Source organism: Pseudonocardia sp. P-1 (assembly GCF_058111925.1).
On record NZ_JBYJZH010000002.1, the window covers coordinates 83591 to 96439 of the forward strand.

Annotated in this window: 9 protein-coding genes and 2 pseudogenes; 8 read left to right on the forward strand and 3 right to left on the reverse strand. The window is 67.3% G+C overall.

Translation table 11 applies throughout. The features are described from left to right. The first annotated feature begins 1 nt into the window (after position 1). The 5 genes and pseudogenes from ccsB to AC0GKK_RS27095 form a co-directional block, all read left to right on the forward strand. On the forward strand, positions 2 to 991 hold the full coding sequence (ccsB, locus tag AC0GKK_RS27075; RefSeq protein WP_179763250.1) for a c-type cytochrome biogenesis protein CcsB: 990 nt from the start codon (positions 2 to 4) through the stop codon (positions 989 to 991). A 369-nt stretch (positions 992 to 1360) separates the two neighbouring features. After that, on the forward strand, positions 1361 to 1603 hold the full coding sequence (locus AC0GKK_RS27080) for an SHOCT domain-containing protein (RefSeq protein ID WP_179763249.1): 243 nt from the start codon (positions 1361 to 1363) through the stop codon (positions 1601 to 1603). Between the two features lie 180 nt (positions 1604 to 1783). Next, positions 1784 to 2560, forward strand: a pseudogene (locus AC0GKK_RS27085) (IS256 family transposase); the annotation flags it as partial. A gap of 52 nt (positions 2561 to 2612) precedes the next feature. After that, entirely contained in the window at positions 2613 to 4697 is a 2085-nt protein-coding gene (locus tag AC0GKK_RS27090) for an ISAzo13 family transposase (RefSeq protein ID WP_489882741.1), read from the forward strand. Between the two features lie 7 nt (positions 4698 to 4704). Next, a pseudogene (locus AC0GKK_RS27095) lies at positions 4705 to 5196 on the forward strand (transposase); the annotation flags it as partial. A gap of 668 nt (positions 5197 to 5864) precedes the next feature. On the opposite strand, the gene AC0GKK_RS27100 reads toward AC0GKK_RS27095, so the two are convergent. Continuing rightward, positions 5865 to 7010: a prolipoprotein diacylglyceryl transferase family protein gene (locus AC0GKK_RS27100; RefSeq protein WP_179763245.1), complete on the reverse strand. Its 1146-nt coding sequence runs from the start codon at positions 7008 to 7010 to the stop codon at positions 5865 to 5867. A 539-nt stretch (positions 7011 to 7549) separates the two neighbouring features. On the opposite strand from AC0GKK_RS27100, the gene AC0GKK_RS27105 reads away from it, so the two are divergent. Further along, positions 7550 to 9100, forward strand: coding sequence for a multicopper oxidase family protein (locus AC0GKK_RS27105; RefSeq protein ID WP_489884116.1), 1551 nt, complete (start codon positions 7550 to 7552; stop codon positions 9098 to 9100). A gap of 164 nt (positions 9101 to 9264) precedes the next feature. Continuing rightward, complete coding sequence (locus tag AC0GKK_RS27110) at positions 9265 to 9846, forward strand: L,D-transpeptidase (RefSeq protein WP_246354005.1); 582 nt, start codon at positions 9265 to 9267, stop codon at positions 9844 to 9846. 347 nt (positions 9847 to 10193) lie between these two features. Here the strand turns inward: AC0GKK_RS27110 and AC0GKK_RS27115 are convergent, their stop codons facing one another. Continuing rightward, on the reverse strand, positions 10194 to 11267 hold the full coding sequence (locus AC0GKK_RS27115; RefSeq protein WP_489884117.1) for a HoxN/HupN/NixA family nickel/cobalt transporter: 1074 nt from the start codon (positions 11265 to 11267) through the stop codon (positions 10194 to 10196). Between the two features lie 198 nt (positions 11268 to 11465). Between AC0GKK_RS27115 and AC0GKK_RS27120 the strand changes: the two genes are divergently transcribed. Continuing rightward, entirely contained in the window at positions 11466 to 12413 is a 948-nt protein-coding gene (locus tag AC0GKK_RS27120; protein ID WP_093357671.1) for a M56 family metallopeptidase, read from the forward strand. A gap of 33 nt (positions 12414 to 12446) precedes the next feature. Here the strand turns inward: AC0GKK_RS27120 and AC0GKK_RS27125 are convergent, their stop codons facing one another. Next, positions 12447 to 12836: a BlaI/MecI/CopY family transcriptional regulator gene (locus AC0GKK_RS27125; RefSeq protein ID WP_245774002.1), complete on the reverse strand. Its 390-nt coding sequence runs from the start codon at positions 12834 to 12836 to the stop codon at positions 12447 to 12449. Positions 12837 to 12849: the final 13 nt, after the last annotated feature.

The window sequence follows — 12849 nt, forward strand, 5'->3', positions numbered from 1 at the left end:
CATGCTCGTGGACCCGATCACCGCGATGTGGAGTGACCGCCTGTTCCAGGCGACGCTCGTCGTGCTGCTACTGGCGATGGTATTCACATCGCTGGAGTACGCGTCGCGCCGGATCGCCCGCAGCAGGCGCACGTCGGAAGCACCTGTGGCGGTCGGCGCCCCTGCGGCGGAGGCCGACGGGGAGACTGAGGTCGCGGTCGCCGAGCCGTCCCCAGCGGGCCTCACGCCCGACGGCGGCAAACCGGGTCGGGCCCGCGTCGACCGCTACGGCCGCATCGGCGTTTCGTTGATGATCCTCGCGGCGCTGCTGCACCTCGGGTCGATCGCACTTCGCGGCCTCGCGGCCTACCGCTGGCCGCTCGGCAACATGTACGAGTTCGTCTCGGCACTGTGCATGTTGGCCGTCGCCGCGTGGCTGGTGCTGGTCTACCGGCATCCCGCGATCCGTCCGGCCGGGGTGTTCGTGCTGACGCCGGTCGTTCTGCTGATGTTCCTCGCGGGGACGGTGCTCTATCTCGACGCTGCGCCCGTGGTGCCGGCGTTGCAGTCGTACTGGATCATCATCCACGTCACCACGATCACGCTGGCCTCCGGCATGCTGCTGGTATCCGGCGTCGCGAGCCTGCTGTTCCTGATGAAGCGCAGCGGGAAGCCCGCCGTGCTGGCCGCGAAGCTGCCGTCGGCCGAGACGCTCGACCGGCTCGCCTACCGGGTGACGGTACTCGCCTTCCCGCTCTACACCTTCGCCATCATCGCCGGCGCCGCGTGGGCCGAGGCCGCCTGGGGCCGGTTCTGGGGCTGGGACCCCAAGGAAGTCGTGTCCTTCGTCGCCTGGGTGCTCTACGCCGCCTATCTGCACGCCCGCGCCACGGCCGGGTGGCGGACCACGCGCGCGGCCTGGATCAACACCGCGGGCTTCGCCACAATCGTGTTCAACCTGTTCTTCATCAACATGGTGGTCGCCGGGCTGCACTCCTATGCGGGAGTGTGAGCGACTATCGGGCGAAGATTCACACCTCAAGCTGCACCGCAAGCCACGTCCTCGTCCGGTGCTGGATGGGCTCTCCTCGAGGCGGGCCAATCCCGCCGCCTGGTCGGCCAGGGCCGGAGTGACGACCGCGAACTCACTCGGTCAAGGATTCGAGGGCTGCGCGCAGGCGTGCGCCAGCGTCTGTGGCGGGGCCTCCTCGCCGAAGCGCTCGAGCGTGCCAGGGGTCGCGCCAACCACAGCAACGTACCCCCGCGGGGTATACCAACGTGCGTGCGGTGGAGTATCGCCGTTATGCGCTGAGCCCCGCCGTCGGCGCGGCGGTGCTCACAACTGCCAGCGATGTGAGGTCAACACGAGGAGGCCACGACTGTGATGGGTGAATCAATGATGGGCTGGGGCTGGATCTGGCCGATCCTCCTGCTGCTCGGGGTGTCACTGCTGGTTTATGGAACGGCACAGCTGGCTCGCGGGCGCGGCTCCTCCGGATCCGTGGTCGGTCCCGGTGCTTCCCTCGAGGCTGGGGTCACGGCCCGGCAGATCCTCGACGAGCGCTACGCGCGCGGCGAGATCGATGACGAGGAGTATCGGCGTCGCCGGGATGAGCTGACATGAACGCAGGCAGGGCGCAACCCGGGTGTGCTCGCCAGCCGCAACGGCAGGCTGGCCGGGTTACGTCCGCGGAGGTGGTGTACGGGTTCGTCGCTGGTGAGCGGCGTGGCGTCGTGACGTGAGACGGCCACCGCGTGATCTTTCTCGAGTACCGACCAAGGAACTCCAGGAAGGACCACCACGATGGCCGCACCACACAGTGTGGACCCTGCCCAGCTTGTCGAGGAGTTCGCCTCGGCGGGTGTGTCGCCGGATCTGTTGCAGACGATGATCGCGACGATGGCGAACGCGTTGATGTCGTCGCAGGCCGATCAGCAGTGCGGGGCCGGCTATGGCGAGCGCAGCAGCGAGCGGACGAACCAGCGCAACGGCTACCGGGCCCGGGAGTGGGACACCCGAGCGGGCACGATCGAGTTGGCGGTGCCGAAGCTGCGCCAGGGCTCCTATTTCCCGGACTGGCTGCTGACCCACCGCCGCCGCGCCGAGCAGGCCCTGGTCACCGTCGTGGCCACGGCCTACCTACTCGGTGTCTCCACCCGGCGGGTGGAGAAGCTGGCCGAACAACTCGGGGTGAAGTCGCTGTCGCGTTCGCAGGTCAGCGAGATGGCCACCCACCTCGACGGGCAGGTCGCCGCGTTCCGCGAGCGCCCGCTCGACCAGGGCCCGTACACGTTCGTGTGGGTCGACGCGCTCACGGTGAAGGTCCGCGAAGACGGCCGGGTGGTCAACGTGCACGCGCTGCTCGCGACCGGGGTGAACGCCGACGGGCACCGCGAGATCCTCGGCCTGGATGTGGCCTCCAGCGAGGACGGAGCGGGCTGGTTGGCGTTCCTGCGCGGTCTGGTCGCCCGCGGCCTGTCCGGGGTCCAGCTCGTCATCTCCGACGCCCATCCCGGCTTGGTGGCGGCGATCGCCTCGGCGTTGCCGGGTGCGGCGTGGCAGCGGTGTCGCACCCACTGGGTCCGTCAAGAAACAACTCGTTGCTTTAGATCTTGCTCGTCGTTGGTGTGGTATGGCGATCGACGCGGCGGTGGTCTCCCAGCTCGGGGACCGGTTCGGGGTGTTGTTGCCGCATCTGAACGAGCGCCAGCGGCGGCTGGCGGCGGCCACCGAGGCTCGGCTGCTCGGCCACGGTGGGGTACGAGTAGTGGCCCGGACCGCGGGGATGAGCGAGACCACCGTGCGGCGCGGGATGGCCGAGCTCGAGGCCGGCGAGGCCCCGTTGCCGCAGGGCCGGGTCCGCATGTCGGGCGGCGGGCGTAAGCCGGTCGAGCACAACGATCCCGCCGTGGCAGCGGCGCTGCTGGCACTGATTGAGCCGGACGAGCGCGGGGACCCCGAATCGCCGCTGCGGTGGACGACGAAGTCGTTGCGGCACCTGGCCGATGAGTTGTCCCGCCAGGGACATCAGGTGTCGGCGCCGACGGTGGGCCGGTTGCTGGGCGCGGCGGGGTTCAGCCTGCAGGCCAACACCAAGACCCTCGAGGGCACCCAGCACCCCGATCGCGACGCCCAGTTCGGCTACATCAACGATCAGGCCAAAGAGCATCAGGCCGCGGGTGAGCCGGTGATCAGCGTGGACACCAAGAAGCGTGAACAGCTCGGGCGGCTGCCGATGGCCGGGCGCGAATGGCGTCCGGCCGGGGAGCCGGTCGAGGTCGAAGACCACCACTTCTTCTTCACCGGCCCGGATGTGGAACAGGCGATCCCGTATGGCATCTACGACATCGCCCGCAACAGCGGCTGGGTCAACGTCGGGGTTGACCACGACACCTCGGTGTTCGCCGTGGAGTCCATCCGCCGCTGGTGGCGCGCCCGCGGCCGCCGCGATTACCCGGCCGCCACCCGGCTGTTGATCACCGCCGATGCCGGCGGCTCGAACGGCTACCGCTACCGAGTCTGGAAAAGCGAACTCGCGGCGCTGGCCGCTGAAACCGGTTTGGCGATCACGGTATGTCATTTTCCGCCGGGCACCTCGAAATGGAACAAAATCGAGCACCGGTTGTTCTCCCACATCACCCATAACTGGCGGGCTCGTCCGCTGACCAGCCACGAAGTCGTCATCAACACCATCGAAGCGGTCCGCACCCGCACCGGGTTGCGCGTCGAAGCTGCGCTGGACACCGGGGACTACCCGACCGGCGTTGCGATCAGCAAGGAGCGCTTCGCCGCCCTGCCCCTGCACCGGCACGCCACCCACGGGACCTGGAACTACACCCTGCGCCCCGACCCTCTCGACCCGGACGCGGCGGTCGTGGTCGGCGAGCAAGGTGGACCGGCCGAGCGCCGCCGGGACATGCTCACCCGGCTCGCCGACCCACGGTTGACCGGCATGACCGCCGCCGAGCTCGACGTGCTCGCGGCCGCGCTGGCACCAGCTCAGGCAGCCCGCGCGCAGCAGCGCTACAGCGAGCAGCGCGGCGGCCGGGCCCGCCGCGCCACCGGGAAACTCCGGGGCAAGCCGTTGTTCGACGATCCCGCCCGGCTGCTGCTCACCCTGCTTTACCAGCGGCAGGTGTGCTCGATGAGCCTGCTGGCCGACCTGCTCGAAGTCAGCCAATACGCCATCGGCGCCCCGATCCACGAGACCCGCGACGTCCTCGAAGACCACGGACACGACCCTGGCTTCGCCTCGGTCCGGTTCGCTACCGTCGCCGAGCTGTTGGCCTTCCTCGACCACGACACCCCGCCGGGGCGCACCGCGATCATCGAGGCGCTCAGCGACCCCACATTGACCGGCATGCCCCGCGACGAACTACGCCGGCTCATCGAGCGCCTTGCGCCCCGCCAAGCCGCCCAGGGCGAGCGGCTGGCTCACCAGCGCCGCGGCGGGCCTCGTCAGGCCGGCGCCCGCGGCGGCGTGTTCCCCCAGAAGATCCCCAACAGCGAACGGATACTGCTGGCCCTGCTCTACATGCGTAACCAGGCCACCCTCGACGCCCTCGCCGAAGCCCTGGGCGACGTCAGCCGCTCCTTGATCGGTGCCGTCGTCCGCGAAACCCGCCCGCTGCTCGAACGAGACGGCCACCTGCCAGCCGCCGCCGCAGTCCGCTACCGCACCGCCACCGAACTGCTCGCTGACACGCCGACAGGTTAATCCTTGACGGCTTCACTACCTGCGTAACCTGCTCTCCCGTGTTCCGAAGTCGGCGCAGCCGCATGTCGCTACGCAGGTGCGCACGATCTTCGACCAGCCCGACGCCGACGCCGTCACAGCCCAGTACGGACGCGTGGTCGACACTCTCACCGCGCGCTGGCCCGACGCAGCCGAGCACCTCGACAACGCCCGCGATGAGCTGCTGGCGTTCACCGCATATCCGCGCGAGGTCTGGCGCCAGATCTGGTCGAACAACCCTCAAGAGCGACTGAACAAGGAGATCCGCCGTCGCACCGACGTGGTCGGGATCTTCCCCGGCCGCGACTCCCTGATCCGCCTCGTCGGCGCCGTCCTGGCCGAACAGAGTGATGAGTGGACCGAGAACCGCCGCTACATGGGCCTCGATCTACTGGCCCGCTCACGCATCCGCATCGTCACCACCGAAGCCGCACCGACCGGCAGCGAGGCACTCATGACAACCGAGGCAATAACCGCCTAGAATCCCGAACCAAGATCACGCGGAGTCGATCTCATACACCACTCCGCCGGACGTGACCGACGGTTCAGCAGTGCGTACCTGATCGTGGGTCCAGCCTGCGCGAGTGCGCACTCGATAAACATCATCTCCTGCTGTTGAGCCAGACGACGCGAGCTGTCGATGAACCACGGCCACAGGCGTAGCGCTTCAGCCGATTCCGTTCCGGGTGGCCCTCGTCGAGTGGCCAGGCGTGCGGCGAGGACGACCGCGACCTGTGGATCGACATGCTGTGCTACGTCGATGCCTACTTCGGCGACGATCCAATGCCACAGGTCCGCAGGTACATTTCCCGGTCGACGTGGCAGCGAGTCCGCATCCTCGAGCACAGACACCTCCGAAACAACAGGATCAGCGGGCCGCAATCATGTGATACCGCCTCGGATACTCAAACGAGCGACTGCACGGACGGGGGTACCACATCCAGCGGTTCGGCACCCGGTCGCCGACGTTGGGCGGTGGCCCCTCAATCGCGGATCGTCGAATCGGGCGCGTTCGACATCTGCGTGCTGACGACTGCCGCGGTCGATAGCGTGGCTGGCGGGGACCGTCGGCGTTCGACAATTTGTTAGCTCGGGGGCGATGACGCCGGGACGGGTTGCGCGTCGCCTGCTCCTACGGCTCGGCATGGATCAGACGACCAGCAGGCCGCCCGCGACGGTGACCGCCACGGCGCTTGCCACGATGATGGCGGCACGGCCGTATCGGGTGTTCCGCGGTAGTGATCGCAGGGGAAACACGAGCTGGCGTGCGAGTAGGTAGGCCGCAAGTGTGGCGACGAACAGGGCGCCGACCGGCGCCGGTCGTGCTGACCAAGCCACTGTTGCGGCCGCCAGTCCGATCCCGGCAGCGGCGCTTGCTTCGATCAACTGCGTAGGGACTCGTCGCATCCCGAGGCGGCGATCAGAGGACCACAGACCCCAGCGCGACGCTGTCGGTCGCCCAGCGCAGCAGCCCCCGAACCAGCATCCGAGCCGGCCGATGCTTGCACCGATGACGAGGGCGGGAGCGCTCAGATCGAGGACAGCGAGGACCGGCACTTCGCCGACGACACTACCGATGATCATCGTTGCCATCGCGGCGAGCACGAACCCCTGCAGGCACATGCCCGTCCATCGAGCCGGCCCTGTGCGTGGCCGATCTCGGTGTTCGACCAGATAGTAGACCTTGGCGCCGACGAGCCCGACGAAGCAGGCGAGCAACGACGTGCTCAGCACCGCCACCATCGGCAAACCGCTGCGCAGCACCAACGCCGACTGCAGCCCCAGGGCCACGACCGCACCGAGCCCAACCAGCCCCGGCCAGGAGCCCAAGCGTGTCCCGGGCGCCTTCGCCGAGACGACCGGGGCGTAGCCCGTGCGGCCGGACGCTGTGGCGGACGAGGCCCGTCGCAGGTCTGCGGGCCCCGCGACGATGGAGGCTGTCACGTCCCATTCACCGGAAGGGATGTTCTCGACACGGCGGGTGAGCGTGATGGGCCCGGCGCTGGGCAGGACCGGGTCGATGACGTCGTGTGTGGTGAAGGTGTCTGGCGCCCCGGCGGTCGAGGAGCGGTGAACACCGTCGAACTGGACCGTGACCGGTCCGGGCGCACCGCTGGACGGGGCGCGGAAGGTGTAGCTCAGGCCCAACGACTGAGGGTCTGTGTCATGCAGTTCTTCGCACCCGACTCTCGTGACCTCGAGCGCGCTGGGCCCGCGGCTCGGACTGCCGTCGTCGACGTCGAGTGCGGCCGCTCCTGACGCGCTGGCGGCCTCGACACCACTGCCGTCGGTCACCTTCGGCGCTGCTACTGGACGGCGGCGCGGGCCACCTGTCGACGGTCGGGCCGAGCTGATCAGCTCCGACGACGGAGCAACGCTGCCAGATTGGAAGCCAGGAGCCAGGTCGACCGCCGTCGCCCCAGCGCGACCGGACTGCTTCGCCCGCCGAGCGGCACGACGCTTCTGTTTACGTCCCATGCTGATCATGCCTCCAAGCCCCAACTCCTACGCACCATAGTAGTTGGAGGTGCACTTGGGCGTGAGAGCGGAGAAGTCGAGGGCGTTGACCAGGGCGTGGCGCCGAGTACCTGCTCGAAGACTGCATCGTTCGGGCCGACCCGCCTGCAGGGCGCCGCGACGCGATCTACTACGCTCCGTAGGATACGCTGGCATGGGCACACCATTTCGATGCGCTGCCGAGGGGCGGTGCTGCCCGCGTTGCCGGCACCGACCACAGTGCACACAGAGGAGTACTCGGCGATGGACGCGGCCGACATGCCGTCGAAGGATCCTGCGGACTGTCCACGGAGACAGCCAGGCCAGGGGGCTCGGCGATGAACCACGACGCCGGGAGCAACGGTCGGCGCAGTGCTACCACCTGGAGTCGCCGGCGATTCTTGGGCACCACCGGCGGTGTTGGAGCGGGCCTGCTACTGACCGGCTGTGGCGAGTCGGTGGCGAGCCCCCGAACCGTCGCGCTGACCGATCGCATCGGCCCGGGCGGTCTAGAGGTCGAGGCTACCGAGCAGGCGCGGCGAGCCACGGCTGGCCGAACTCTGGCACGCACCCTTCAGGCGCAGCCCAGCACGATCGACATCGGCGGACGCACGGTGTCGACGTGGACCTACAACGGCGCTCTGCCCGGCCCGGAGATCCGTGCTCGGGTGGGAGATACGCTGAAGGTGCGCCTGGAGAACCAGCTACCCCAGCCGACAACCGTCCACTGGCACGGTATTGCCCTGCGCAATGACATGGATGGCGTCCCCGTGTTGACCCAGCCCGAGATTCCCCCCGGCGGCTCGTTCGAGTATCTCTTCACGCTGCCTCATGCGGGTACCTACATGTTCCACCCGCACGTCGGTACCCAGCTCGACCGTGGCTTGTATGCACCACTCATCATCGACGACCCGGCTGAGCCCGGAGACTATGACCTCGAGCACGTCGTGATCTTCGACGATTGGATTGACGGCACCGGACAAAATCCCGACCAGGTTCTGGCCGGCCTGCTCCGCAACGGCATGGGCGGGATGGCAGGTATGGGCGGGGACCATGGTGGGATGCAGATGCCGACGTCGTCCGTCCTCGGCGGGGATGCCGGCGACACCACCTATCCGCACTACGTCGCCAACGGCCGCACACGTTCCGCGCCGACCACCCTCGACGTCCGTCCCGGTCAACGTGTGCGCTTCCGGATGATCAATATGGGCGGCGACACGGCTTTCCGTGTCGGTGTCCCTGGCGCTCCAATGACGGTGACCCACACCGACGGATTTCCCGTTGCCCCTACCGACGTCGAGGCAGTGGTGATCGGAATGGGCGAGCGAATCGACGCTGTCGTCACCATTCCCGAGGCCCCGGCTGTGCTGATCGGGATCGCCGAAGGCAAGAACGACCATGCTGCGGTGAGGCTGTCGACTCCGCAGAAATCGCCGGTGGACACCGAAGCTGCGGCCTCCGCACTGATGTCCCGGTCAGCGGTTCTGTCACAGACCTTCGCTTCCGCCGAGCCGGTGACGCTACAGCGGCGCTCGCCCGATGTGGTGCACGATCTGGTGTTGGCCGGCCCCGGGGACCTCTACGATTGGACGATCAACGGAGAGCGATACGATCCGGCTCGCGGCCTGCCGATCTCAAGTGGCCAACGTGTGCGCCTTCGCATGGTCAACACGACCACGATGTTCCATCCGATGCATCTACATGGACACACCTTCCAAGTGGTCGGCCCCGACGGCCGGGGTCCCCGAAAAGACACTGTGTTGGTGCTACCCAACCAGACTGTCGAGGTGGACTTCGATGCGGACAATCCCGGTCAGTGGCTGACGCACTGCCACAATATCTACCACGGAGAAGCAGGCATGATGACCGTCGTCTCTTACGTCGCCTGACTGGACCGTGAGTACCTCGGCAGGCACGTGCAAGTTCCAGCCTGCCCATTCGTTCATCAAGGAAAAAAACTTGGTTCCGGGTACTGCTCGCCGAGCAACCACCATGGGTTGCCGAGCGTCATAGCAACTGAGCCCCTACTCCTGGTCTCAGAAAAGAGGGATCCATGACGCGCCACTTTCGTAACGGCACCAAGTTGATGGCGCTCGCCGCCACTGCCGCGGCTGCGCTCGCGGTGGTGGTGACTGCAGGTAGCGCCGGCGCCGATGCGGCGCCCGACTCGAACACCGCGGCTGCCCAGGCACATCAAGAGCCTGCCGCCCCTGGTACGCCGTGTTCGGTCTCGACCCGCGCCTGCGTCGATCTCGAATCACAACAGGCCTGGCTCATCGGTGACGGGAAGGTGATCCGCGGGCCGGTACGCATCGCTACCGGTGGTGCTGGACAGGAATCGCCAATCGGGCACTCGTTCCGGGTGTACCGCAAGGAAAAGGACCACGTCAGCGGCGAGTTCAACGGTCCGGACGGCCGTCCTGCACCGATGCCGTTCTCGGTGTTCTTCGCAGACGGCGGCGTCGCCTTCCACGGTGGAGACCGTTCCCGGTCATCTGCGGGATGCATCAAACTCGAGCTCGGGGACGCCGAGGCCTGGTTCAATGAGTTGCAGACCGGGGACAAGGTGCAAGTGGTCAACGCGTCCGAGGAGAACAAGGAGCGTGCACGGGCGCGCCAAACCGCAGGAGTCTGACCAGAGTAGCCGCACCATTCCTGGGGAGCGCCTTCCACGTCCGTAGGACGGACAAATCGTCGGCTGCCCGAAACGGACAGCCGACGGTCGTGCCCGTATAAACCGTACGCCCCGCGGCCGTCCGACACGCGTTACGTCAGCTATGACGGCTCGATCAGTGCTGTCCGGTCAGACACCGTGCTGACCGGGCAGTACCGGTCCATACGCGTGTCTATCTGGTTCGAGGGGAGTCACCCGGACCCCGGGCCCGTGCCTGTTCCAACGCATTGTCGGGTCAGCGATCCCGCCTGCGCGATCGTCGGGTGCTCATGACACTTCAGCCCAGCAATCGATAAAAGGCGGCTGCGTTAACGGTGCGCACGGGAGCGCCGAGAACGGCGCCTCAACACGGCTACCGACCAGATTGCTCCGAATAGAACCACCACAGCAATCCCGGCTCCACGTAGATCAATATCAGCCAGGAAGGTGAGAGTTTCGGTGGAAGCGCCAAGCTGGTCACGAAGCAGGCCGGCCAGTACGATGGTTCCCACGACAAGAGCCACGACGACCGAGAGCACCGTCACGGTCAAATTGTAGGCGAGTTTCCGCATCGGATCTGTGAACGACCAGCCGTAGGCACGAGCCATGAATGTGCCGTCCGCGGTGTCGCACAGAGTCATACCAGCGGCGAATAGAACAGGTAGCACCAGAATCGCGTACCACGGCACCGTCCAGGCTGCGGTGCCAGCGGCGAGCACCAAGAGCGCAACCTGGGATGCGGTATCGAATCCCAGCCCCATGAGCAGCCCGACTGGATAAAGCTGCCGTGGCGAGCGGATCCGATCGATCACGCCGCCGAGCAAGGGAGCTACGAGGCCCCGGTGACGGAGGTGCTCCTCCAGTCGGTTGTCTTCGAGCCGGCCCCGGCGCGCAGCCCCGTACATGCGGGCGATGCGGATCGCTGCGCTGAGGTTGGTCACGCCGAGGAGAATCAGAAAGACCGCAGCGGCGACCGTGCCGATGAACTCGAAGGTCGCGATCGTACTGGAGCCGCCGTCCTGAACGGCACCGCCGATCCCACGCAGGCCGAAGGCAAGCGCAACGCTCAAGCCGAACACGACGCTCGAGTGGCCCAGCGCGAACCAGAACCCGGCGGTCTCGGCGCGCCGACCGTCCCCAACGAGTTTGCGTGTGGTGTTGTCGATCACCGCGATGTGATCGGCGTCGAAGGCATGTCGAACGCCGAGCAAGTAGGCGGTGAGTCCCACCCCGATATCGAACACTCCCTCCGATCCGAGGCTGAGGTTCTGCGGAACCACCGCGACGATCAGCACCCCCCACCCCACCAGGTGGAGACCTCCCACCACGTAGACGGAACCGAGAAGTGAACCCCGCGCCCGGCGCGGTGCAACGGCCCACCGGCCACCCTGCGTGTCGGTCATGCCTGCAAGCATGAGCCATCATTGGGCTATTGCAAGGAACATGCGTCTGCGGCCTGGGCGTCCGGAGGGGCCGCAGGCGTGAGGACGAATCGCACCACCCGCTCGCCGACGTCCCTTCGGAGTCGGTGCGGTGGTGGTCGCTAGCATGTGGGGGTCAGTCGGCCCAGTCGCCGACGATCCAGGGGCAGGGAGCGTGGTGTGACGACGTCGATTCTGCTGGTCGCCGGAGCCCTGCTGACCGCCACGTTCGCACCACGTGTTCTGACGCGTCTGGAGTCGACCAACAGCGACCCGCTGTGCTTGCTGTGGCTGTGGTGGTCGATGGTCCTCGGCAACCTCACCAGCGCCGGTCTCGCAGTCGCCGTGCTGCTCATACCGGGCCATGCCGGGCCCGCACCGGTGATGTGGTTGGTCGAGCAGTGCCGCATGATCTTGCGCCTGACCAGTGCACACCAGGACACGGGCGTGGGGATCGGCCTGCTGGGGGCGCTGACACTTCTCACCTTCCGCTTTGGGCAGCGCGTCCGGCGCGGGACCGTGGCCAGCCGCGATCGCTCGACCACGACCATGCAGACGCTCGATCTGCTCGGACATCGTGAGCATGATGTGTTGTGGGTGAAACATGCCGGCGCGGTTGCTTTCAGCGTGGGTGGTCGGGCCAATGCGATTGTTGCGACCACGGGGCTACGCACCAGGTTGACAGTGGCTGAGGTCGATGCGGTACTGGAACACGAGCGGGCGCACCTGGCGGGCCGCCACCACCTGCACGTCGTTCTCGCCGACGCCGTGGGAGCCGTCGCCCGATTCGTGCCGCTGTATCGGCAACTACCCGTCGCGGTCAGGCGTCTGGTCGAGTTGGTCGCAGACGAAGAGGCCGCCCGGGTCAGCGGGCGGTCCGTCCTGCGGGGCGCGCTGCTGAAGGTCGCCGCCGCATCGGCGATGGCAGCACCGCCACGAGCGCTGTACGCGTCGGAGACGGCCGTGGAAGCTCGATTGCGACGCCTGTCGTCGAACCCTCCACAGCGCAGTTGGGTGCTACGAACAGCAGGTCGGGTCACCGTGGCCGTCGGTGGCGTGGCGTCATCGACGGTCGCTGCTGGCGTTACCACGGTGGCGCTGCTTCTCGCCTGTGTGTGGGGCGTCTAGCGGTGGCCTCTGGAGCCGGATGCGCCGTGCCGATCAGGTGTGGTCGTCGGTGAGTGCTTGCCGCAGGACCTCCTGTTCTCGGTCCGAGGACAGCCCCACGAAATGAAGCAGCGCCGCGTCGACCTCGTCGGCTGAGCGCAGCAGCGAATGCAGTAGCCGTGCCGCGGTCTGCTCCCTGCTGGTCGAGGCGATGTAGGCGAAACCACGACCCGACCGCTGGCGGCGGGCCCATCCCTTACGGACCAGCTTCTCGAGCACCGTTTGCACCGTGGTGTAGGCCAACGGCCGATCGGCGTCGCTGAGGGTCGCCAGCACGTCCCGCACGAGTTGCGGGGATTCGGCGTCCCAGAGGGCGTCGAGAACGGCGCGCTCCAAGTTGCCGAGTCCGATGGAGACGTGCGCCGCTGCAGGATCAGTGTTCACTCGGCCCCGCCTC

Excerpts from the sequence above, each read along its gene's own strand:
- ccsB (WP_179763250.1), top strand. The coding sequence starts at position 2 with ATGCTCGTGGACCCGATCACCGCGATGTGGAGTGACCGCCTGTTCCAG.
- AC0GKK_RS27090 (WP_489882741.1), top strand. The coding sequence starts at position 2,613 with ATGGCGATCGACGCGGCGGTGGTCTCCCAGCTCGGGGACCGGTTCGGG.
- AC0GKK_RS27105 (WP_489884116.1), top strand. The coding sequence starts at position 7,550 with ATGAACCACGACGCCGGGAGCAACGGTCGGCGCAGTGCTACCACCTGG.
- AC0GKK_RS27110 (WP_246354005.1), top strand. The coding sequence starts at position 9,265 with ATGACGCGCCACTTTCGTAACGGCACCAAGTTGATGGCGCTCGCCGCC.
- AC0GKK_RS27115 (WP_489884117.1), bottom strand. The coding sequence starts at position 11,267 with ATGACCGACACGCAGGGTGGCCGGTGGGCCGTTGCACCGCGCCGGGCG.